This window comes from Sphingomonas sp. Ell38C01 (assembly GCF_055231975.1).
In genome coordinates this window covers 3,427,777-3,447,914 of sequence record NZ_JBUYVA010000001.1, presented here as the reverse complement: position 1 = coordinate 3,447,914, position 20,138 = coordinate 3,427,777, and the positions used below count along the sequence as shown (strand labels likewise).

The following is a 20,138-nucleotide window of genomic DNA, read 5'->3' as shown; positions in this document are numbered from 1 at the left end:
GCCGGGGCGGGGCATCTGCATGGCGAGGGGCTGTAGGACGGAAAGGTTAAACTATGCCTGATCGCACCACCGCGACCGTCGTCGTGATATGATCGAAGTGAATCGGATTTCGTGTATGGTCGCCCGATCGGCGCGCAACTTCGCAGATGAACCGTTCGTTCATGTGGCGGGACCGTTCTGGAGTCCCGTCTTCACGAACAAGGGATTTGCGGCTGGTGTTCATCCTGTCGATCGCGCTCGGTGGTTGCCTGAAAGGGCCGCCGATCGAGTTCGGCCTTACCGAGGATACGGGTGGGCACATCACCTATGCGCTGGGCGCGGCGCAGGCGTTGGCGGCGCGTGGCGACGTCGAGCGGGTGGAGATCGTCACCCGGTTGATCGAGGATCCCGCGTTGGGCGCGGCCTATGCCGTGCCGGTCGAGCCGTTGTCAGGGAAGCTGGCGATCCGGCGGATCGACAGCGGCAACCGCGCCTATCTGGCGAAGGCGGCGGGCACGGCGGATCGCCCCGCCTTCGCGCGAGCGCTGATCGCGTATCTGGAAACGCTGGACCGGCTGCCCGACGTGATCCACGCGCATTTCGCGGACGCCGCCGAGGTGGCGATGCTGGTCCGCGCGCGGTTCGGCATTCCGTTCGTCTACACCGCGCATTCGCTGGGGATCGACAAGGCGCAGTGCAGCGAAGATGGCGACGCCGCGCTCGCGCCACGGATCGCCGCGGAGGATCGCGCGATCGGCGCGGCGGATGCGATCGTCGCGTCGTCCCGCGACGAGGCGGAGCGGCAGCTGATGCTGTATCCTTCGGCCAGCGCCGCTCGAATTCACTGCGTGCCGCCGGGGGCGGGGCTGGCGCATCGGGAGCCGGCAGACCTGACGGTCGCGCGCGCTCTGGTCGCGCCGTTCCTGCGCGATCCGGACAAGCCGATCGTGCTGGCGATCGCGCGGCCGGTGAAGAAGAAGAACCTGGAGGGGCTGATCGACCTGTTCGCAGCCGATACGGATTTGCGCGCGCGGGCGAACCTGGTGATCGTCGCGGGGCTGCGCGACGGCCCGGAGTGCGGCGAGGCGGAGCAGCGTGGGGTGATCGGCGGGTTGCTCGCGCGGCTCGACCGACACGGCCTGTACGGTACGCTCGCGCTGCCCAAGCGGCATCGCGCCGACGACGTGGCGGCGCTCTATGGGCTGGCGCGGGAGAGCGGCGGGGTGTTCGTCAATCCCGCCTTCACCGAACCCTATGGCCTGACGCTGACCGAGGCGGCGCTCCACGGCGTGCCGGTGGTGGCGACCTGTCATGGCGGGGCGGCGGACATCGTCGCACGGCTGCGTCACGGCAGCGTCGCCGATCCGCGCGATCCGGCGGCGTTCGCGGGGGCGATCCGCGCGCTGCTCGACGACCGGGTCGAGTGGGCGCGCGCGTCGGCGGCGGGGCGGATCCATGCGAAGGCGCTCGACTGGCATGGCTATGCCGCCCGCTTCGTCGCGATCGTCGCGGCGTTGCGCGCGCAGCCGATGGCGAAGCCGCGGCCGGCACGCCTGCTGCTGTGCGACATCGACAATACGCTGACCGGGTGTACCGTCGGTGCGCAGGGCATGGCGGCGTTCCTGGCGGAAGAGCCGCGGTTGGCGTTCGGCGTCGCGACCGGGCGGTCGCTGCAGGAGGCGGAGCGGCTGCTGGGCGAATGGGGGCAGCCCGCGCCTGACGTGCTCATCACCTCGGTAGGCGCGGAGATCTACTGGCGCGAGGGCGCGCGGCTGGTCGGCGATGCGGACTATGCGCGGCATATCGATGCCGGGTGGGACGCCGAGGCGGTCGACGCGCGGGTCGCGGGGCTGGCGGGGGTCGAGCGCCAGCCGCCGGTCGAGCAGCGGCGGCACAAGCGCAGCTATTTCGCCGCCGAACCCGCGGTGATCGCGGCGATCCGCGATGCGGTGGCGGACCTGCCGGTGCGCGTGATCCACAGCCACGGACGGTTGCTCGACATCGTCCCCGAGCGCGCGGGCAAGGGCGCGGCGATGGCGTGGGCGGCGCGCCGGATGGGGATCGCGCTGGACCATGTCTATGCCGCGGGCGACAGCGGCAACGATCTCGACATGCTCGACGCATGCCGCAACGGCATCCTCGTCGCGAACCACAGCGCCGAACTGGCGGGGCTGGTCGGGCGGCCGACGATCTATGTCGCGCGGTCGCCGCATGCCGCGGGCATCGTCGAGGGGATGCGCGCGTTCGCCAAGGCGCGCGCGGCATGACGCGCCCGATCGGCTATTTCGTCCATCACCAGGGGCGCGGGCATGCCGAGCGGGCGGCGGCGATCGTCAACGCGCTGCCCGCGACGCGCCCGGTGACGCTGTTTTCTGCGCGGGCGGACATCTTTCCCGCACTCGCGCCGCACGTCGCGGTCCGCACGATCCCGTCGCTGTTCGAGGCGACGGGGGCGGAGGCGCCCGCACTGGCGAACGCGCGGACGCCGGCGACCTTGCACTGCGCGCCGCTGGGCTGGGCGAGCATCACGCATGCGGTGGCGACGATCGCATCGTGGTTCGACACGGCGCGACCGGCACTGTTCGTCACCGACGTATCGGCGGAACTCGCGCAGCTGGCGCGGATCGCGTCGATCCCGTGCGTCAGCGTGCTCCAGCATGGCGCGCGGGGCGATGCGGGGCACATGGCGGCGTATGAGGCGGCGCTGGGGATCCTTGCGCCCTATGCGCCGGTGCTCGAGCAGCCGGGGCGGCCTGGCTGGATGCTGGCCAAGACGCATTATGCCCCGGGGGTCGGCGTCGAGGGAGTCGCTGTCGAGCGCGAGGCGGCGCGGATGGTGCTGGGTCTGCCGCGCGACGCCGAGATCGTGGTGGTGGTCGCGGGCGGCGGCGGGACGGGCACGCCCGCGACGCCGCTGACGCTGGGCGCGCGGGCGGAGCCGGATGCGCTGTGGCTGACGATCGGCGCGGTCGAGCAGGAATGGCATGCGACCGCACCGGGTAACCTCAGGCATCTGGGCTGGGTCGATACCCCCGCGCTGTACATCGCGGCGGCGGACCGGGTGGTGTCGTCGGCGGGGAACACGACGGTGCATATGATCGCCGCGGCGGGGCGGCCGTGGATCGTCGTGCCGGAGTGGCGCTATTTCGACGAACAGCTCTGGAAGGCGCGGATGCTGGCGGAGGCGGGGGCGGCGACGATGCTGGAGCATTGGCCGTCGCACGCGGAAGCCTGGACGCAGGCGTGGGCGCGCGCCGCCACGCTCGATCTGGCTGCGCAGCGGGGGCTGGTCGATCCGCACGCGGCGGCGAAGGCGGCGGCGTGGCTGTCCGCGCTGGCGGACGATGCGTGGGCGCAGCCGGTCGTCGAGATCCCCCTCATCGAAAGTCTGGCATGACCGTTTCCGTCTGTACGCTCGCGCATGGCCGTGCCGAGCATCTGGCCAATCTCGTCCGCGGACTCGATGCGCAGACGCGCGTGCCCGACGAGTTGGTGATCGCGGTGATGCAGGCGGAGGCGTATGTGCTTCCGGCTGCGCGCTTTCCGGTGCGGCAGATCATGATGGGGGCGCAGGGCATCCCGCTGGCGGCGGCGCGCAACGCGGCGGCGCGGGCGGCGGCGGGGGCGCATCTGGTGTTTCTCGATGTCGACTGCATTCCCGCCCCGTCGCTCGTCGCGGACTATGCGGGGCATCTGGACGCGATCGACGCGCTGCTGATGGGGGAGGTGCTGTACCTGCCGTCGGGCGCGACCGCGGCGGGCCTCGACTTCGCGCGGTTCGCGGCGATCGGGGTGAAGCATTCGGAGCGTGCGGCGCCGCCCGCCGAGGCGCTGGGCGAGTGTAGCGATTATCGCTGTTTCTGGTCGCTCAACTTCGCGATGCGGCGCGCGACGTTTTTGCGCGTCGGCGGGTTCGACGAACGCTATGTCGGCTATGGCGGCGAGGATACCGATTTCGGAAGGGTCGTGATGGATGAGGGCGTCCCGCTCCACTGGGTGCGCGGCGCGCGGGCGTATCATCAATATCATCCGCACCACATGCCGCCCGTCCACCATGTCGACAGCGTGATCGCGAACGCGGCGCGGTTCCGCGACAAATGGGGGCATTTCACGATGGAGCACTGGCTGCGCGCGTTTACGCTGATGGGGCTGGTGACGCTGCGCGACGGCGAGCATGTGCGAATGCGCGACGTGTCCGAAGCCGACTTGGCGCTGACGCGGCAGCAGGCGGACCAGCCCTATGCCAGTACCGCGACCGTGCTGGCCGCGCTGGAGGCGCGCGCACCCGCGATCGCGGCCGCGTAGGCGCGCTCATAGCCGTCGATCATCGCGGCTACCGAGAACAGCCGCTCGACGCGGGCGCGGCAGGCGTCGCGGGGGATCGCCAGCGCGGTGCCAATCGCGGTCGCGAGCGACGTCGCGTCGGTGGCCATGGCTCCACAATCGCCGACCACCTCGCGCATCGCGCCGCGATCGAGCGCGGCGACGGGGACGCCGCAGGCCAGCGCCTCGGCTGCGACCAGCCCGAACGGCTCGTCCCACATCGGGGTCGATAGCAGCACCGACGCGCTGCCGATCATGTCGACCAGCGCCGCGCCACCGAGATGGCCGCGATGGACGCGGGTGGCGTCGAGCCGGGGGGCGACCTGTTCGTCGAAATAATCCATGCAGTCGATCGGGCCGATCACGTCCAGCGCTATGGCCGCGCTCTGCGCCGCGTCGAGCGCGACATGGGTGCCCTTGTTGGGGGTGATCCGCCCGGCCCAGACCGCGCGACCGTTGCCGTGCGGGACGAAGCGCCAGTGCGCGGTATCGATGCCGTTGTGGACGACCGAGGCGGTGGCGGGCGCGTCGCGCCACCATGTCGCGCGATGCGCGCGCGAGGTCGCGGTCTGATGCAGCCACGACGCGGTGTGCGTGGCGACCGCGTCGGCGAGCCCGGCGAAGGGCGGGACGTGGAGCGAGGTGACCATCGCACGGCGGTCGCGCTTCGCCCATGCGTGAAGCGGGGGGTGCATCGTGTTGTTGTGGACGACGTCGAACCCGCCCGTCGCGATCGCGTCCCATGCGCGGGTGAAGGCGGCGTCCTGGAACCCGGTCAGCGCGGGGGTGCCGTGCCACTGCGCCCAGGGGAGCGTCGCCTCGTAGTGTCGGTCCGCGATCGGGTGGAGCGGGAGCGCGGGATCGCTGTCCGCGCTGGCGAAGAGCGTGACGGCGTGGCCGCGATCGGCGAGCGCGCGGACGAGCTGGTGCGCGTGCGCCTCCATGCCGCCCATGAAGGGCGGGGCGATCGGATGGCGGAGATGCGCGAGGACGGCGATCTTGAGGGGAGTGTGCGACACCGGGGTTATCCGATCGCGCGGTGGGCCAGCGCCGCCGCGGCCACGCCGATCGCGGCGCCGGCGGCGAGGTCGGTGGGATAATGGGTGCCGCGCGGGATCTGGATCGCGGCGATCGTGCCGGCGGCGAGGTACAGCGCGGGCGCGGCGGATGGATAGTCGCGGGCGACCGCGCGCGCGACCGCGACCGCACCGGCGGTGTGGCCCGAGGGGAAGGACCGTTCGTCGCCGTCGTCGCTGTCACCGGGGGCCATGGCGTAACGGCCCTCGTCGAGCATGACGTGCGGGCGGGTGCGGTCGACCCGGTCCTTAATGCGGCCCTTGGCCAGCGTTGCGAGCGCGTGCGCGGCGAGCATGCGCGCGCCGGTGCGGACCAGCCGCGGGTCGCGGCGGGCGAGGCCGACCGCGAGCGTGACCGCGCAGACCGCGACGAGCTGGGGCTGGTCCGCGATCTCGCTGAGCATGCCGGCGACACGGACCGGCAGCGTATGGCGGTGCCGGGCGGCGTCGTTCGCCACCGCGGCGTCGGCACGTTCGATTCCGGTGGCGGCGGCGGCGGCGGGGGGAACGGGCAGGTCGGGTGTGTCCATCGCGCATGAACCCGCCACCGGCGCGGTTGTGCCGTGCGATCGGCTGGAGTCGCTATTCGCATCCGGGATTCGCGACGTGCGGCGTGGCGCTAAGCGCTGCGGGAGCCTAGGGGAGACGACGTCCGATCCGGACGGGTGACGTCGCTTTGCCCCCGGCGTCGCTCTGTAGCGGGACCCCGGATCAAGTCCGGGGAGACGGGGTTGGGCGGGGTGCGGATCGGCACGGCGGGCGGTCGTCCGGCCCATAGGAGAAGCAATGACGGATCAGGATAATGCGGCGGCGATGCCACGGGGCGAGTTCGTGGCATTCGTCGCGGCGGTGATGGCGGTGAACGCGCTGGGGGTGGACCTGATGCTGCCCGCGCTGGCGGACATCGGGCGCGATCTGACGATCGGCGCGGCGAACCACCGACAGTGGATCATCACCGCCTATATGCTCGGCTTCGGCGGGGGGCAGCTGGTCTATGGCCCGCTGGCCGACCGGTACGGGCGCAAGCCGGTGCTGGCGGTGACGCTGGCGGGGTTCGTCGCGGCGAGCCTGTTCGCGGCCGGGTCCGCGACGTTCGCGGCGTTGCTGGGCGCGCGCGTGTTGCAGGGATTGATGTCGGCCTCGACGCGGGTGCTGGCGGTGGCGATCGTGCGCGACCGGTTTTCCGGGCGACAGATGGCGCGGACGTTGTCGGTGGCGCAGATGATCTTCTTCCTCGTCCCCATTCTCGCGCCGACGCTGGGGCAGGGCTTGCTGGCGTTCGGGCCGTGGCGGTTCATCTTTTACGCGCTCGGCGCGTTCGCGGCGCTGGTGCTGGCGTGGACGCTGGTGCGGCTGCCCGAGACGCTGCCGCGGGCGCGGCGCATCCCGCTGTCGCTCGTCTCGCTCAAACAGGCGTACCGGCTGACGCTGACGAACCGCTATTCGGCGGGCTATGCGGTCGCGGCGTCGCTGACGTTCGGGGGGATCATCGCGTTCGTCTCGTCCGCGCAGCAGATCTTCGTCGACGAGTTCGGCGCGGGCGAGCGGTTCACGCTGCTGTTCGCGTTGTGCGCGTTCGCGATGGGATGCGCGTCGTTCGCGAACAGTCGGCTGGTCGAGCGGCTGGGGACGCGGCTCATTTCGCAGAGCGCGGTGTTCGGGTTGATCGCGCTGTCCGGCGCGCATGTGCTGGTGATCGCCACGGGGTGGGAGACGCTGTGGAGCTATATCGCGTTCCAGTCGCTGAGCATGACGTGCATCGGGCTGTGCGGCGCCAATTTCGGCGCGATGGCGATGGAGCCGGTGGGGCATATCGCGGGCACAGCCTCGTCGATCCAGGGGTTCATCACCAGCGTGGGGGCCGTGCTGGTCGGCTCCGCGATCGGGCAATCCTATGACGGAACGACGCTGCCACTGGCGCTGGGTTATCTGGCGATCGGACTGGCGGTGCTCGCGGTCGTCTATGCGGTCGAGGGCGGGCGGCTGTTCCGCGCGCACGATCGCCCGCGGCCGGAGGCGTCCGCCCCACCACCGGAGGCGTCTACATAGCGCAGCTTTGCGTCCGCCAACCGAATATTGGTCGCGCCGACTCATCTCCTACTGATCTAGTAGGAATAGACATGAGGAGATGCCGCCATGACCACATCGTTCGTCAACAGTCCCGACGCCGCATCGCCGCTCGACATTCTGCCCGTGACTGGGCGGATCGGGGCCGAGGTGCGGGGCCTGACACTCTCCGCCGATCTCGACGAGGCGACGCTCGACGCGTTGCGGCAGGCGCTGGCGCGGCACAAGGTGCTGTTCCTCAGAGACCAGCACCAGCTCGACGATGCCGGGCAGGAGGCGTTCGCGGCACGGTTCGGCGATCCCGTCTCGCACCCGACGGTGCCGGTGCGCGCCGGCACGCAGCACATCCTCGACCTCGATTCGACCGACGGGCGTGCGGCGAGTTCGTGGCACACCGACGTGACGTTCGTCGACGCCTACCCGTCCGCCTCGATCCTGCGCGGGGTGACGATCCCCGAGGCGGGAGGCGACACGCAATGGGCGAACACCGCGACCGCCTATGACGACCTGCCCGCGCCACTGAAGGCGCTGGCCGACACGCTGTGGGCGGTCCATTCGAACGCGTACGACTATGCCGCGCAATATCCCACGCGGTCGCAGGCGGCGAGCCAGTTCCACCGCGACGTGTTCGCCGCCACCGTCTACGAAACCGAACATCCGGTGGTGCGCGTGCACCCGGTAACGGGGGAGCGGACGCTGGTGCTGGGGCATTTCGTCCAGCGCTTCGTCGGGCTGAACCAGGCGGATTCGCAGGCGCTGTTCCAGATCCTGCAGGCGCACGCGACGAAGCCGGAGAATGTCGTGCGCTGGCGCTGGCGCACGGGCGACGTGGTTATCTGGGACAACCGCGCGACGCAGCACCGGGCGACCGCGGACTTCGGGTTGCAGCGGCGGACGGTACGCCGGGTGACGATCGCGGGCGACGTTCCGGTATCGATCGACGGCGAGCATAGCCGCGTCCTGAAGCCCGAGCCCGAGGCTGCGCTGCTCGAGGCGGCAGAGTGAGCGCCGCCGCGCGCGCGCCGCTCGATTTCCTGTGGTTCCTGCCTTCCGCTGGGGACCAACGGTATCTGGCCTCGACCGAGGGCGCGCGCGCGGCGACGCCGGCCTATCTGAAGCAGATCGCGATCGCGGCCGACCAGCTCGGCTTTTCGGGCGCGCTGATGCCGACGGGCGCGCATTGCATGGATGCGTGGATCACCGCGGCGAGCCTTGCGCCCGTCACCGAGCGGCTGCGGCTGCTGGTGGCGTTGCGCCCCGGATTGACGCTGCCCGCGGAATCGGTGCGGCAGGCGGTTGCGGTCGACCGGATCAGCGAAGGGCGGGCTGCTGCTCAACGTCGTGACCGGGGGCAGTACCGAACTGCTGGAGAAGGACGGGATCTTCCTGGGCCATCGCGAGCGGTACGAGCAGACCGCGGAGTATCTGGACATCTTTCGCGCGCTGGGGCGCGGCGAGACCGTGACGCGCGAAGGCAGATATCTGTCGATCAAGGGCGGGCGGCTGGAGTTTCCGTTCGTCCAGAAACCCCATGCGCCGATCTGGTTCGGCGGCTCGTCCGACATCGCGCGCGAGATCGCGGCGGAGCATGTCGACGTCTATCTGGCGTGGGGCGAGCCGCCCGCGCAGCTGAAGGACGTGATCGACGACGTGCGCGCGCGGGCGGCGGCGCGGGGGCGCACGATCCGCTTCGGCATCCGGCTGCACTTCATCGTGCGCGAAACCGAGGGCGCGGCATGGGATGCGGCGCACGGCCTCATCAAGCACGTCACCGACGACGACATCGCGCGCTTTCAGGCGGCGCTGGCGACGACGGAGTCGGTCGGGCAGGCGCGGATGCGCGACCTGCACGGCGGCAGCCGCGCCGCGCTGGAGGTCAGCCCGAATTTGTGGGCGGGGATCGGGCTGGTCCGCACCGGCGCGGGCACGGCGCTGGTCGGCGATCCGGCGACGATCGCGAAGCGGCTGGAGGAGTATGCCGCGATCGGGATCGATACCGTGATCGGGTCGGGCTATCCGCATCTGGAGGAGGCATATCGGGTCGCGGAGCTGCTATTCCCGCACCTGAACCTCGTCCACGGCGCGCGTGCGCAGGACGCGCCGCCGCAGTTTCCGTTCACGACGCTGAACCGGGCGGCGAGTTAAGGCTTCGACGCTGCCGTCTGCCCGTTCGTGCTTCGACAGGTTCAGTGCGAACGGCATGAGCGGGTTTCCGATGCAAACCTATCCCGCCAGCAGCCGGTCCAGGATTTCGCCCTCGATCGCGGCGAGGCCGGTGTCGCCGTGGCGGCGCGGGCGGGGGGCGGGCACGGCGAGGTCCTGCGTGATGCGGCCATGCTCCATGACTACCACCCGATCGCCGAGCGCGACGGCCTCCGTAACGTCATGGGTGACGAGGAGCGCGGTGAAGCGCTGTTGCCGCCACACGCGTTCGAGGAGGCGCTGCATCTCGATCCGGGTGAGCGCGTCGAGCGCGCCGAGCGGTTCGTCGAGGAGGAGGAGGCGCGGGCGGCTGACGAGCGCGCGGGCGAGCGCGACGCGCTGGCGCTGCCCGCCCGATAGGCGCGCGGGCCATTCGCGCGCCTTTTCGGTGAGGCCGACCAGCGCGAGCGACTCGTCCGCCTGATCGCGCTTCTCCGCAGTGCTGCCGGTCGCGCCGACCTCGACGTTCGCGCGGACGTCGGCCCAGGGAAGCAGGCGCGGTTCCTGGAAGACGACGCGGGTGCGCGCGCGATCGGTTTCGATACTGCCCGCATCGGGCATCTCCAGCGCGGTGATCGCGCGGAGCAGGGTGCTCTTGCCGCAGCCCGACCGGCCGACGATCGAGACGAACTGGCCGCTGTCGATCGACAGGTCCAGCCCGTCGATCACGCGATTGTCGCCGAACGACAACGCGAGGCTGCGGATCGCGACCGAGGCGCCCTCCTGCGTGGCGTGGCGGGCGAGGGTGTGGACGGTAGCCATGTCAGTGCGCTCCGTAAGCGGGGTTCCAGCGCAGGAAGCGCCGTTCGATGACGCGGGTGGCGGTGTCCGCGAGCTTGCCGAGCGCGGCGTAGACGAGGATCGCGAGCACGATCACGTCGGTCTGGCTGAACTCGCGCGCCTGGTTGGCCATGTAGCCGATGCCCGAACTGGCCGCGATCGTCTCCGCGACGATCAGCGTCAGCCACATGATGCCCAGCGCGAAGCGCAGCCCCACGAGGATCGAGGGCAGCGCACCGGGCAGGATCACGCGCCGGAACAGCGTCCACCGGTTCATGCCGTAGACGCGCCCCATTTCGATCAACCCCGCATCGACCGAGACGACGCCGTGATAGGTGTTGAGATAGATCGGGAAGAACACCCCCCATGCGACGAGCAGGATCTTGGCGCCCTCGTCGATCCCGAACCACAGGATGACGAGCGGGATGAGCGCCAGGTGCGGGATCGTCCGGATCGCCTGAAGGGTGGGGTCGAGCAGCCGGCGCAGCCCCTGCGACAGCGCGGTAGCGAAGCCGAGCGCGAGCGCGAGCAGCCCGCCCGCGAGCAATCCGGTGATCGCACGCGCGGTGCTGACGCCCAGATTGGTCAGCAGTGTGCCGTCGCGCAGCAGCTCGCCGCCGACGCCGATCACCGCGGTGGGCGCCGGCAGGATCGTGTCGGGCAGTACGCCGGTGGCGGACGCGAGCTGCCAGCCCGCCAGCAGCGCGACGGGGAGGATCGCGGGCGTCCAGCGCCACCACGCGAGGCCGCCGTGCGCATCCGGGGCGGCGGCGGTGCGCGCGGCGGCGTTGGGCGATCGTTCGCGTGACGCGGAGGTGTAGGGGGCCAGGGTGGCCATCATCGCTCTCCTTCTGAGGAACGGAGCAGTCTTCGGTGAAGATCGTCCGTTCGTGCCGAGCGCAGTCGAAGCACAGCCACCGGCGCCTGGGCTTCGCTGGCGCTCATGTCGCCGGCTTCCAGCCGCTCCAGGCGATCGCTGCGGCGTCGAGCTTGCGATCCAGCACGCCTGCCTCGGTCAGATAGTCGACGACGCGCTGCTGGTTGGCGATGTCGGCGGGAGAGACAGGGTTCACCGCATAGGCAGCACCCTTGTAGCGATCGAGCATGCGCGCCTGGAAAGCCGGCGGGATGCGCGTGGCGTCGGCGGTCAGCCGCGCGGCTTCGGGCAGGTGCGCGCGGGCCCACGCCGCTTCGTCGCGCAGAACATCGAGCGTGGCGGTCAGCGCCTTCGGGCGTTCGTCCACGAGCTTGCCGCGGGCGATATAGAAGACCGTCGCGGCGAGGCCGGCACGGTCGATCGGCACCTCGTGCGCGCCGACCCGGTCCTCGGCGAGCGCGCGATAGGGGTCCCAGGTGATCCAAGCGTCGACCGAGCCGTTCGTGAACGCGGTCATCGCATCGCCGGGGGTGAGGTAGACCGGGGTCAGGTCCTTGAGCGTCAGGCCGTATTTCTTCAGTGCGATCACCGCCGCCAGTTCGGACGCGGACCCCCTGGTGAAGGCGAGGCGCTTTCCCTTCAGGTCCGCGGCGGTACGGATCGTCGATCCCTTCGGAACGATCAGCCCGCCGGTCACCGCGCTGGGGAAGCTGTGCGTGGCGACGTAGCGGATGTCCGACCCCGACCCCGACGCCTGCGCATAGGCGACGGGCGTGTCGCCGACGACGCCCAGATCGACCGCACCCGCGCGCATCGCCTCTATCAGCGGCGGACCGGAGGGGAACTCGACCCATTTGAGCGGGGTGACGCCCTTTTCGGCGAGCCGCTTCTCGACCTCGCCGCGCGCCTTGGCGACGAAGAGTACGCCGCCCTTCTGGTAGCCGATGGTGATGCCCTTGGCGCTCTTATCGCCGCCGCCACCGCAGGCGGCGAGCAGTAGCGCGAGCGCGCCGGCGAGGATCGTGCGACATGTCGTCATCGCCATCACTCCGCCGCCTGCGCGAAGGCGCGCGCGCTGTGTTCCGGGAACGGCAGGCCGAGGTTTTCGCGCAGCGTCGCGCCCTCATACTCCTCGCGGAAGCGCCCGCGGCGGCGCAGTTCGGGGATGACGTGCGCGATGAAGTCGTCGAGGTGATCGGGCAGGTGCGGGGGCATGACGTTGAAGCCGTCCGCGCCGTGCCCGTCGAACCACGCCTCCAGCTGGTCGGCGATCTGGCCAGCGTCGCCGAAGATCGTCCAGTGGCCACGTGCGCCGGTCACGCGCAGGTGGAGTTCGCGCGCGGTCAGCCCGTCGCGCCGCGCCATGTCGAGGAGAAGCGCGGGACGGCTCTTGCGGCCGTCGACCTGCAGCCAGTCGGGTAGTGGCCGGTCCGGATCGTGATCGAGCAGGCGCGGATCCTCGAACAGCCGCGCAAGGAAGCGGCGGCCGATGTCCGGGTGGACGAGTTGCTGGAGTTCCTCGTATTTCTCGCGGGCGTGGCGCTCGCTGTCGCCGACGACCGCCATGACGCCGGGCATGACCTTGAGCGTATCGGGGCGGCGGCCGAACTTCGCCATCCGCGCCTTTACGTCGGCATAGAAATCCGCGGCGGAGTCCAGCGTCTGGTGCGCGCTGAAGACGACCTCCGCGGTCGCGGCGGCGAGTTCGCGGCCCGGCTCGGACGAGCCGGCCTGGACGACGACGGGGTGCCCCTGCGGCGAGCGAGGGACGTTGAGCGGGCCGGCGACCGAGAAATGCGCGCCCTTGTGGCCGAGGATATGGAGCTTGTCCGGATCGGCGAACAGCCCCTCGTCGCGGTCGCGCGGGAAGGCGTCATCCTCCCAGCTTTCCCACAGGCCCTTGACGACGCGCGCGAATTCCTCCGCTCGGGCGTAGCGCGCCTCGGGCTCGGGATGCTCGTCCAGCCCGAAATTCTGCGCCTCCGCGGTGGACGCCGAGGTGACGAGGTTCCACCCCGCGCGGCCCTTGCTGACGGTGTCGAGCGAGGCGAACAGGCGTGCGAGCAGGAACGGCGGATAGTAGGTGGTGGTCGCGGTGGCGACGAGGCCGATGTCCCGCGTGCGCGCCGCGATCGCCGACAGCAGCGTCAGCGGCTCGAACCCCGCCACCTGCGCGACGCGCGCGATGCTCTCGGGCTCGCTGCGGTCGATCCACCCGCCCTGGCTGTCGGCCAGGAACATCATGTCGAACTTCGCGGCTTCCGCCTTCTGCGCGATCGACACGTAATGCTCGAGATCGATGCCCGCGTTCGCAGCCGCGCGCGGGTGGCGCCACGCCGCGACGTGGTGGCCGGTCGCCATCAGGAAGGCGCCGAGGCGGATCTTGTCCGTGCGTTTGCTCATCATGGATCTCCCGGATGGTCAGAGGCGGTGGCGCAGCGTGGCGCCGAAGGTGCGCGGATCGCCGGTCAGCCCGAAGAGCACGGCGCCGTTCTCGCTGATGCCCCTGGTGTAGTAGGTCAGCGTGTCGAAGATGTTGCGGCCCCACAGCGAGGCCTCCCACTTGCCGTTCGCCGAGCGCACGCCGATCCGCGCATTCGCCAGCCCGAACCCGTCGACCAGCGAGAAGCGGCTGAGATTGTAGCTGGTGTAGAAGGACGAGCGGTACGCATAGTCGCCGCCGACGAACGCGGTGACGCGGTCGCTGACCGGCAGGTCATAGGTATAGCCCGCGGACCAGGCCCAGGTGGGCGCGGCGGGAAGCTGGCGGCCGGAGAGGTCGCACACCGTCGGCAGGCCGGGGGCGCGCTGTTCGAACGGGCATTGCGCGTTGGTGTAGCGGCGATACTCGGCGGGGTTCCACGTTCCGCTGGCATAGAGCGATAGCCCGTCGACGGGCCGCGCCTTTACCTCCGCCTCGATGCCGTAGGACCGGACGTCGCCGACATTCGCGATGTAGGCGCGGGGGGGCGTGACGCTCGCGTCGACGATGGTCGACTGATAGTTGCTGACGTCTGTGAGAAATGCGGAAAGGTTCGCGGTGAGCCGGCGATCGAACCACTGCGTCTTCAGGCCGATCTCGTAATTGTCGACCTTCTCCGGCGCGACGACGGCGAGATCGAGGAGCGGCTGGCCGGTCGCCGACAGCGGCAGCGTCGAAAAGTTGAGCCCGCCCGATTTCTGGCCCCGCGCATAGGTGGCGTAGGCGAGCGCGTCGGGCGCCAGGTTCGCCGACAGGCTGACCGATCCGGAAACGTCGCCCCAGGTGCGATCGAGCTCGTAGCGGGGATAGACCGGGGTGTAGGCGTTGCGCAGCGCGACCTGGGCCGCGTTGAGCGTCGAGACGTCGGATCCGCCGCCCCGGACCTGTTCGTAATAGCCGTACTTGCGTTCATGGGTGTAGCGCAGGCCGGTCGTCAGATCGAAGACGGGGGACAGGTGCCACACCGCCTGGCCGAACGCGGCGAGGCTGGTCGTCTGCGGCTTCGACGGCGCGTAGGTGTAGGTGCCCTCCAGCGCGGCGCGGCGCTGTGCCGCGGTCAGCCCCAGCGTGCCGGGTGCGATCAGGAACTCGCCCGCGTCGCGGCCATAGGCGTTGCGGAACCAGCCCCGGATCGACTGGTGGAACGCGTAGAGGCCGACGACCCAGTCGATCGTACGCTTTCCGTTGGAGGCGAGGCGCAGCTCCTGGCTGAACTGGCGCTGGCGATCGTACTGATTGCCCTCCAGCGAGATGTTGAGCGCGGAGTAATCGGGGTCGTTGCGCGGCGTCCAGTCCCAGAAACGGAACGCGGACACCGAGGTGAGCGTGGCGCCGCCCAGATCCCATTCGACGTTCGCCTGCACGCCGCCCTGCTTCATGCGGATCGGGCCGAGCCAGTCGGCGTCGGTGATGCGATCCTTCGGATCGGCGAGCGGCGGGGTGTAGCCGAACTGCGCGGTGCGCTGCGCATAGGTGTAGGGGATCGCGGCGCCGTTGTCGTAGGTCGCGACCGTGCCGAGCAGGAGGGGGACGCAGCAATCCTGCCGCTGTTCGGCATAGTCGCCGATCACCCGGATCGACAGGTCCTCGCGCGGGCGGAACAGCAGTTGCCCGCGCACCGTGTAGTTCTGGAAATCGTGGACGTCGCGCCGCTGGAGCGTGTCGTAGAGATAGCCGCCGCGGCGCGTCGCCTCGAACGACACGCGCCCTGCGAGCGTATCGGTGATCCTGCCCGAGATCGTGCCGCGGCCCTGGAACAGCCCGTAATTGCCGACGGTGACGTCGCCCGACGCTTCGGTCTCGAACGTCGGCTTCTTCGTGTTGACGACGATCGCGCCGGCGGTGGTGTTGCGCCCGAACAGCGTGCCCTGCGGCCCGCGCAGGATCTCGATCCGGTCCAGATCGACGAGATCGAACCCGGACTGACCGACGCGCGCGTAATAGACGTCGTCGACGTAGAAGCCGACGCCCAGATCGAGCCCGTTGTTGGCGGTCGACACGTTGGAGCCGAGCCCGCGGATGTTGATCGTCACGTTGCGCGGGTTGGAGGTGTAGACGGTGAGGCTGGGCACCTCCTGGTAGATCTGCTGGAGGTGATAGGCGCCCTTCTGCGCCAGCGCCTCGCCGCCCAGCACGCTGATCGCGACGGGCACGTCCTGCACGCTTTCGCTGCGGCGGCGCGCGGTGACGAGAATCTCGTCGGCGGTATCCGCATCGGGTTCGACGGCGGTGGCAGCGGCGGGTGCGTCCGTCTTCGCCGGATCGGCCGACGCGGACGGGGCAAGCGCGGCGAGCGCGACCCCGGCCAGCAACGCACCTGTATGGATGGTCTTCAACATGGTCGTTCGTCCCCCTTGGACGTCGATGTCCCGCGATCGTTCGAGATCGTTGCCCACCGCGCATCGCGGCGGCGGGATGGTGTCGCACCCCGATCGGGGGCGGCGGTTCGTGGTGGAATCGGTGGGCCGGGTCTATCGACAGGTCGGGTGCATCGTCGTCTCCGCAGGTTCGCGGGAACACGCGACGTGCCGTTTGCGACACTGCCGGTGCGCTTTAGCTGTTGGTGACGCGGAGCAAGCTGATCCCATCAAAAGCCGCGGGTCGAACACGAGCACCGGTCGACCAGCCCGGTTAATTCATACTGGATCAATAGGAATTAAACACGAGATAGTTTTGATTGGCCCGCCCATAGCAATCACTTTCGACTTCACTCCACGCCCGTCGAGCCCCTATCGACCGGTCGCGAAGGAAAAGCCCAGCTTTGGCGAGGCAAAGAACTGGTGGCCTTTTAAATCCTATCGATAAAGAGGACATTAGGATATTGCCGCTGAAAGGTCCGCGCGCGTCATGCCGAGCGTCCGTCTCCCCAAGTTCGAGCTTCCGACCGTCCTGCTGGCGGTGGCGATCCATGGCGGGTGGCTCGCGCTGACCGCGTGGCATGCGAGCGTGCCGTGGCCGCTGCTGGCGCTGGCGGGCGCGGTGCTGGTCGCGTGGCACGGATCGTTGCAGCACGAGGTGATCCACGGCCACCCGACGGGGGTGCGCGCGATCGACGACGCAATCGGATCGATCCCGCTGGCGCTGTGGTTGCCGTACCGCGTGTATCGGCGGACGCATCTGGCGCATCATGGCGCGCACGACATCACCGATCCGCGGGTCGATCCCGAATCGCGCTATGGCGACGGGCGGCACGGGGTGTGGCGCGCGCTGGCGCGGGTGCAGGCGACGCTGGCGGGGCAGCTGGTGTTGGGGCCGGCGATCGTGATCGCGCGGTTCCTGGCGGGCGAGGTCGCGCGGGCGCGCCGCCGCGATCCGCGCGTGCTGCGCGACTGGGCGCCGCACCTGCTGGGTATGGCGGCGGTGTTGCTGTGGCTCGACCATGTCGGGCTGGGGGTGGGGACGTACCTGCTTGCGTTCGTGTATCCGGGGACCGCGCTGACGCTGCTGCGCTCCTATGCCGAGCATCGCGCCGAACTGGTCACGCCGGGGCGCGCGGCGAGCGTCGAATCGCGGGGGCTGCTGGCGCTGCTGTTCCTGAACAACAATCTGCACGCCGCGCATCACGAACGACCCAAGCTGCCCTGGTATCGGCTGCCGGGCTATCACCGGCGGCACCGGCTGCGCTTCACGCTGGACGGTGCGCGCAGCTATCGCGGCTATGGCGAGGTGGCGCGGCGGTTCGCCTTTTCCGCGCACGACGTGGTCGATCACCCGCGGTGCGCGCTGACGGAGCCGCTGGCGTGACCGAGCGGATCGCGTCGCTCGGGATGTATGACCACGCCGCGCAGCACGGGGCGAACGATCGCCTGTGGAGCGAGATCGCGCGGATCGTGCGCGCGCATGGTGTCGACGGGGTGCCGACGCGGCTCGATCGCACGCGGGGAGTCCATGATGTGTGGCATGCGCCCGAACTGCTGTTCGGGCAGGCGTGTGGCTATCCGCTGACCGATGGAGCGGGGTTGCCGGTAAAGGTGCTGGCGCTGCCCGAATATGACGCGCGCGGATGCGAGGGCGCGCGGCATGCCAGCGTGTTCGTGGCGCGCGCCGGGGATGCGGCGGCCGGACTGGAGGCGATGCGCGGGCGGCGGGCGGCGATCAACGACGCCGGATCCAACACGGGGATGAACCTGTTGCGGGCCGCGGTCGCACCATTCGCGGTGGAGGGGCGGTTCTTCGCCGACGTCGTGGTGACGGGCGCGCATCGCGAGAGCGTCTGGGCGGTGCTGCTCGACAAGGCGGACGTGGCGGCGATCGATGCGGTGACCTGGGCCGCGCTGGCGCGGTTCGAGCCGGAGCTGACACGACGGCTGCGCGTGATCGGGCGGAGCGCGGCGTCGCCGACGCTGCCGTTCGTGACGTCGGACCGGACGGATGCGGCGACGGTTGCGGTGCTGCGGCTGGCGCTGGAACAGGTGGTGGCGGATCCGGGGCTGGCGGAGGCGCGGGGGGCGCTGTTTCTTTCGGGAGTGGCGCCGCTGGAGGCGGAGAGTTTCGGGGCGGTGCAGGATCTGCGGCGCGAGGCGGAGCGGGTGGGGTATCCGGTGCTGGCCTGAGGCGGGATCGTCATGCCGGGCTTGTTCCCGCATCCACCGGTCCGCGATCACAGACCGATGGGCGTTCGCGGCACGGTGGGCCCCGGAACAAGCCCCCGGTGACGACCGGGAGCCTGGTCACGCGCCGCGTAGCGCGTCGCCGATCAGGGTGAAGAATCGGTGGCTGGCGGGGCTGTCGGCGACGTCCCATTCGGGATGCCACTGGACCGCCAGGACGTCCGCGCCGCAGGGGCGCGCGGCGACCGCCTCGACGAGGCCGTCATCGGCATGCGCCTCCGCGACCAGCCCCGCGCCGAGCCGGTCGATCCCCTGGTGGTGGACCGAGTTGACCTCGATCCGGCGCGCGCCCGTCGCGGTCGCGAGGCGGCCGTCGGCGACGAGGGTGACCTCATGGCGATGTGCGAACAGGTCCGCGAAATCCTCGTCGGGGTGCTGGGCGCGGTGGTGATCGTCGGGGGCGAGGGCGAGGGTGCCGCCGAACAGGACGTTGATCTCCTGCAACCCGCGGCAGATGCCGAACACCGGGCGGCCCGCCTCGATCATCCGGCCCGCGAGCGACAGCGCGACCTCGTCGCGCGCCTCGTCGAGCGGGGTGCCGGGGAGCGCGCCGCCATAGCGCGCGGGCGCGACGTTCGAGCGCGAGCCGGTCAGCAGCAGCCCGTCGAGCCGTGCGACGAACCCGGCGACGTCGCACGCGTCGATCATCGCGGGGACGAGGAAGACGAGCGCGTCGGAGATCTGCGCGAGCGGGCGGACGAAGCGCGTGGCGACGACCTGGACGGGCCGGTCGATCACCTCGTTGCAGCACAGGACGCCGATCGCGGGACGGGCGGCACAGCTGGTCATGCGCCCGCCTCCCCGAGCGTCTGGCGCAGCAGCGCGCCGTCGCCGTGCGGCAGCACCGAGGCCTCGGGCTGGGTGACGACCGCGTGTGCGGGCACGTCGCCGAGCAGCCAGACATTGCCGCCGATCGTCGCGCCTTCGCCGATCGTGACTCGGCCGAGGATCGTCGCGCCGGCATAGATGACGACGTCGTCGCCGACGATCGGGTGCCGCGCGAACCGGTCGCGCACCGAATGGCGCGCGGCGCCGAGCGGGCTGCGCGCACCGAGCGTGACGTGCTGGTAGAGGCGGACGCGCGCGCCGACGATCGCGGTTTCGCCGATCACCACGCCGGTGCCGTGGTCGATGAAGAAGCTGGGGCCGATCGTCGCACCCGGGTGAATATCGATGCCGGTGCGCGCGTTGGCAAGTTCGGACACGATCCGCGCGACGATCGGGACGCCGAGCGCGTCGAGTTCGTGCGCGATGCGGTGGTGGAGCGAGGCGATCGCGCCGGGGTAGCAGACGAGGATCTCGTCGACGCTGCGCGCGGCGGGATCGGCGAGGAACGCGGCCTCGACGTCGCTGTCGACGAGTCGGCGGATCGCGGGGAGGGTGGCGGCGAACAGGTTCGCGAGCGTGGCGGGCAGGTCTGCGTCGAACGGCGCATCCGCTTCGTCCTGCCAATAGCCGAGTTCGATCGCGATCTGGTCCTCGAGCGCGGCGAGCGCGTCGGCGAGGTGGCGCGCGACGAAATCGTCCTCGGCGTGGCGGGTGCCCGCGAAGGTGCCGAGCCGGCGGGGGAAGAGGACCACCGACAGGTCCTCGATCACGCCGGCCAGCATGGTGCGCGAGGGGAAGGCGGCGGGGGTGCGGCGCAGACCTTGCGCCTCGCGCCACGCCGCCCGGACGCCGGACAGCGCGGCGACCGTATCGTCGATCGCGGCGTCGCGCGGGGTGTCGACCGTTCGCATCGC

General features: G+C 70.4%; 17 protein-coding genes and 1 pseudogene. 9 read left to right on the top strand and 9 right to left on the bottom strand.

The genetic code is table 11. The annotated features are described in order from the left end of the window. Positions 1-215: 215 nt before the first annotated feature. The 3 genes from ACV7NO_RS16330 to ACV7NO_RS16320 are packed head-to-tail and all read left to right on the top strand — an operon-like array spanning position 216 to position 4,284. On the top strand, positions 216-2,246 hold the full coding sequence (locus tag ACV7NO_RS16330; protein WP_463407009.1) for an HAD-IIB family hydrolase: 2,031 nt from the start codon (positions 216-218) through the stop codon (positions 2,244-2,246). Then, positions 2,243-3,376, top strand: coding sequence for a glycosyltransferase (locus ACV7NO_RS16325; RefSeq protein WP_463407008.1), 1,134 nt, complete (start codon positions 2,243-2,245; stop codon positions 3,374-3,376). Before ACV7NO_RS16330 ends, ACV7NO_RS16325 begins: the two co-directional genes overlap by 4 nt. After that, complete coding sequence (locus tag ACV7NO_RS16320; RefSeq protein WP_463407007.1) at positions 3,373-4,284, top strand: galactosyltransferase-related protein; 912 nt, start codon at positions 3,373-3,375, stop codon at positions 4,282-4,284. The genes ACV7NO_RS16325 and ACV7NO_RS16320 overlap by 4 nt, the downstream gene beginning before the upstream one ends. On the opposite strand, the gene ACV7NO_RS16315 is transcribed toward ACV7NO_RS16320, so the two are convergent. Together ACV7NO_RS16315 and ACV7NO_RS16310 are read right to left on the bottom strand one after the other, a co-directional pair. Continuing rightward, positions 4,218-5,321 carry a glycosyltransferase gene (locus ACV7NO_RS16315; RefSeq protein ID WP_463407006.1) on the bottom strand — a complete coding sequence of 368 codons (1,104 nt, stop codon included), beginning with the start codon at positions 5,319-5,321 and terminating at the stop codon, positions 4,218-4,220. The two genes, ACV7NO_RS16320 and ACV7NO_RS16315, sit on opposite strands and share 67 nt — an antisense overlap. Positions 5,322-5,326: 5 nt before the next feature. Then, complete coding sequence (locus tag ACV7NO_RS16310) at positions 5,327-5,908, bottom strand: phosphatase PAP2 family protein (protein ID WP_463407005.1); 582 nt, start codon at positions 5,906-5,908, stop codon at positions 5,327-5,329. 283 nt (positions 5,909-6,191) lie between these two features. On the opposite strand from ACV7NO_RS16310, the gene ACV7NO_RS16305 reads away from it, so the two are divergent. The 4 genes and pseudogenes from ACV7NO_RS16305 (at position 6,192) to ACV7NO_RS16290 (ending at position 9,590) form a co-directional block, all read left to right on the top strand. Beyond that, positions 6,192-7,427, top strand: coding sequence for a multidrug effflux MFS transporter (locus tag ACV7NO_RS16305; RefSeq protein WP_463407381.1), 1,236 nt, complete (start codon positions 6,192-6,194; stop codon positions 7,425-7,427). 87 nt (positions 7,428-7,514) lie between these two features. Further along, on the top strand, positions 7,515-8,450 hold the full coding sequence (locus ACV7NO_RS16300; protein WP_463407004.1) for a TauD/TfdA dioxygenase family protein: 936 nt from the start codon (positions 7,515-7,517) through the stop codon (positions 8,448-8,450). Next, a pseudogene (locus ACV7NO_RS16295) lies at positions 8,447-8,713 on the top strand (LLM class flavin-dependent oxidoreductase); the annotation flags it as partial. The gene ACV7NO_RS16300 and the pseudogene ACV7NO_RS16295, both read left to right, overlap by 4 nt. A gap of 28 nt (positions 8,714-8,741) precedes the next feature. Next, entirely contained in the window at positions 8,742-9,590 is an 849-nt protein-coding gene (locus ACV7NO_RS16290) for an LLM class flavin-dependent oxidoreductase (protein ID WP_463407003.1), read from the top strand. A gap of 78 nt (positions 9,591-9,668) precedes the next feature. Here ACV7NO_RS16290 and ACV7NO_RS16285 read toward each other — a convergent pair whose 3' ends face one another. The 5 genes from ACV7NO_RS16285 to ACV7NO_RS16265 all read right to left on the bottom strand — a co-directional run bounded on the left by ACV7NO_RS16285 (position 9,669) and on the right by ACV7NO_RS16265 (position 16,125). Further along, the gene (locus ACV7NO_RS16285) at positions 9,669-10,409 is read right to left on the bottom strand and encodes an ABC transporter ATP-binding protein (protein WP_463407002.1); all 741 of its coding nucleotides are present in this window, start codon (positions 10,407-10,409) and stop codon (positions 9,669-9,671) included. Position 10,410: 1 nt separating this feature from the next. After that, entirely contained in the window at positions 10,411-11,265 is an 855-nt protein-coding gene (locus ACV7NO_RS16280; protein ID WP_463407001.1) for an ABC transporter permease subunit, read from the bottom strand. 103 nt (positions 11,266-11,368) lie between these two features. Next, entirely contained in the window at positions 11,369-12,343 is a 975-nt protein-coding gene (locus ACV7NO_RS16275) for an aliphatic sulfonate ABC transporter substrate-binding protein (protein ID WP_463407000.1), read from the bottom strand. 5 nt (positions 12,344-12,348) lie between these two features. Continuing rightward, the gene (locus tag ACV7NO_RS16270; RefSeq protein WP_463406999.1) at positions 12,349-13,707 is read right to left on the bottom strand and encodes an LLM class flavin-dependent oxidoreductase; all 1,359 of its coding nucleotides are present in this window, start codon (positions 13,705-13,707) and stop codon (positions 12,349-12,351) included. An 18-nt stretch (positions 13,708-13,725) separates the two neighbouring features. Next, complete coding sequence (locus ACV7NO_RS16265; RefSeq protein ID WP_463406998.1) at positions 13,726-16,125, bottom strand: TonB-dependent receptor; 2,400 nt, start codon at positions 16,123-16,125, stop codon at positions 13,726-13,728. A 508-nt stretch (positions 16,126-16,633) separates the two neighbouring features. Between ACV7NO_RS16265 and ACV7NO_RS16260 the strand changes: the two genes are divergently transcribed. Then, positions 16,634-17,530 carry a fatty acid desaturase gene (locus ACV7NO_RS16260; RefSeq protein ID WP_463406997.1) on the top strand — a complete coding sequence of 299 codons (897 nt, stop codon included), beginning with the start codon at positions 16,634-16,636 and terminating at the stop codon, positions 17,528-17,530. Continuing rightward, entirely contained in the window at positions 17,527-18,339 is an 813-nt protein-coding gene (locus ACV7NO_RS16255; protein WP_463406996.1) for a phosphate/phosphite/phosphonate ABC transporter substrate-binding protein, read from the top strand. The genes ACV7NO_RS16260 and ACV7NO_RS16255 overlap by 4 nt, the downstream gene beginning before the upstream one ends. Before the next feature lie 117 nt (positions 18,340-18,456). On the opposite strand, the gene ACV7NO_RS16250 is transcribed toward ACV7NO_RS16255, so the two are convergent. Both ACV7NO_RS16250 and epsC read right to left on the bottom strand, forming a co-directional pair. Further along, positions 18,457-19,185 carry a gamma-glutamyl-gamma-aminobutyrate hydrolase family protein gene (locus ACV7NO_RS16250; protein WP_463406995.1) on the bottom strand — a complete coding sequence of 243 codons (729 nt, stop codon included), beginning with the start codon at positions 19,183-19,185 and terminating at the stop codon, positions 18,457-18,459. Then, positions 19,182-20,135 carry a serine O-acetyltransferase EpsC gene (epsC, locus tag ACV7NO_RS16245; RefSeq protein WP_463406994.1) on the bottom strand — a complete coding sequence of 318 codons (954 nt, stop codon included), beginning with the start codon at positions 20,133-20,135 and terminating at the stop codon, positions 19,182-19,184. Before epsC ends, ACV7NO_RS16250 begins: the two co-directional genes overlap by 4 nt. Positions 20,136-20,138 lie beyond the last annotated feature (3 nt).

Coding starts and splice junctions, on each gene's coding strand:
- ACV7NO_RS16320 (WP_463407007.1), top strand. CDS start 3,373: ATGACCGTTTCCGTCTGTACGCTCGCGCATGGCCGTGCCGAGCATCTG.
- epsC (WP_463406994.1), bottom strand. CDS start 20,135: ATGCGAACGGTCGACACCCCGCGCGACGCCGCGATCGACGATACGGTC.
- ACV7NO_RS16250 (WP_463406995.1), bottom strand. CDS start 19,185: ATGACCAGCTGTGCCGCCCGTCCCGCGATCGGCGTCCTGTGCTGCAAC.
- ACV7NO_RS16275 (WP_463407000.1), bottom strand. CDS start 12,343: ATGACGACATGTCGCACGATCCTCGCCGGCGCGCTCGCGCTACTGCTC.
- ACV7NO_RS16305 (WP_463407381.1), top strand. CDS start 6,192: ATGCCACGGGGCGAGTTCGTGGCATTCGTCGCGGCGGTGATGGCGGTG.
- ACV7NO_RS16280 (WP_463407001.1), bottom strand. CDS start 11,265: ATGGCCACCCTGGCCCCCTACACCTCCGCGTCACGCGAACGATCGCCC.
- ACV7NO_RS16265 (WP_463406998.1), bottom strand. CDS start 16,125: ATGTTGAAGACCATCCATACAGGTGCGTTGCTGGCCGGGGTCGCGCTC.
- ACV7NO_RS16325 (WP_463407008.1), top strand. CDS start 2,243: ATGACGCGCCCGATCGGCTATTTCGTCCATCACCAGGGGCGCGGGCAT.
- ACV7NO_RS16310 (WP_463407005.1), bottom strand. CDS start 5,908: ATGGACACACCCGACCTGCCCGTTCCCCCCGCCGCCGCCGCCGCCACC.
- ACV7NO_RS16285 (WP_463407002.1), bottom strand. CDS start 10,409: ATGGCTACCGTCCACACCCTCGCCCGCCACGCCACGCAGGAGGGCGCC.
- ACV7NO_RS16270 (WP_463406999.1), bottom strand. CDS start 13,707: ATGAGCAAACGCACGGACAAGATCCGCCTCGGCGCCTTCCTGATGGCG.
- ACV7NO_RS16260 (WP_463406997.1), top strand. CDS start 16,634: ATGCCGAGCGTCCGTCTCCCCAAGTTCGAGCTTCCGACCGTCCTGCTG.
- ACV7NO_RS16300 (WP_463407004.1), top strand. CDS start 7,515: ATGACCACATCGTTCGTCAACAGTCCCGACGCCGCATCGCCGCTCGAC.